This window comes from Psychrobacter immobilis (genome assembly GCF_904846235.1).
GTDB classification, from domain to species: domain Bacteria; phylum Pseudomonadota; class Gammaproteobacteria; order Pseudomonadales; family Moraxellaceae; genus Psychrobacter; species Psychrobacter immobilis_C.
Window position 1 is genome coordinate 1 of the sequence record NZ_CAJGZN010000055.1, and the last position, 1,001, is coordinate 1,001.

General features: G+C 40.1%; 1 protein-coding gene. It reads left to right on the forward strand.

Annotated features, from left to right (window positions below):
• Positions 1–303: 303 nt before the first annotated feature.
• Entirely contained in the window at positions 304–804 is a 501-nt protein-coding gene (locus JMX07_RS13485) for a DUF2798 domain-containing protein (protein ID WP_201608433.1), read from the forward strand.
• Positions 805–1,001 lie beyond the last annotated feature (197 nt).

The following is a 1,001-nucleotide window of genomic DNA, read 5'->3' on the forward strand; positions in this document are numbered from 1 at the left end:
AAACTGGTTATACCATTATAATCATAAGCGCCCAAACATGGGCAATGGCGGTTTTACACCGATACAGAAACTCAATCAGGCAGCTTAATTCTATTTATTAGGTGTCTTAAGTTTGGGAGGGTTACCCTCTCATCTGTCAAAGCGCTACGCCATTACCTAAAGGTCGAGCAACAGTGGTCTAAGGATGAGCTATATGCCTTTTCTTACTGGAAAGCAGGTGTTGCAGAAGACCAATCTGTAAGCGATCGACAGGCAGAAAAAAACACCGACTAATTAAACGCTCTTTATGATAGGAAAATAACGATGTCTCCAAATACGATGCCGGCAAATACCGAGTCCTTGCTCATTGATGGCACTAAAAAAACACCGTTGCTCTACAAAGTGTTATTAATACTTGCCTTAATGACTGTCATAGGTGGTCTCTTAACAGGTGTGATGACCTATATGAATGTCGGATATTCCGATACATTTTTTATAGACTGGTCTAGAGCGCTACTTGCAGCGTATGCGATCATGCCGATTGGCTTCTTACTGATGGGTCTGGTCACAAAATTTATTAATCACAAGCTACCTAATACCAAAGCGTACAAACGCAATCTCATCACAGGTGTAGTGATGGCTTGCATAATGGAGTCTATGCTGGCCTTTAGTACTGCCTCAAAGACGATCGGTTTTGCTAATCAGACAGCATTTTTGAATGGCTGGTTAGAAGGATTTCTAGTTGCATTACCAGTAGGATTGACATTAATGGTCATTGTTTCTATGACTATTAAACCAAAAATTGAGGCATTTCTAAAAAGCTAAGATATCACAACTATGCTTTTTAGGTTTTTCGGTACTCTACCGCGATGCTAACCAAATTAATAAAAAAGCTTAGGGCGTGTTGAACATTGGCGACAAATTAATGGCAAAAAAAATAGCGAACGGTTAATCTTTAAGCTCTCACACAAAAAAGATATCGTTCGCTATGCCTCGCACCATGCTCAAAGATGAACACTGGA

Coding starts and splice junctions, on each gene's coding strand:
- JMX07_RS13485 (WP_201608433.1), top strand. CDS start 304: ATGTCTCCAAATACGATGCCGGCAAATACCGAGTCCTTGCTCATTGAT.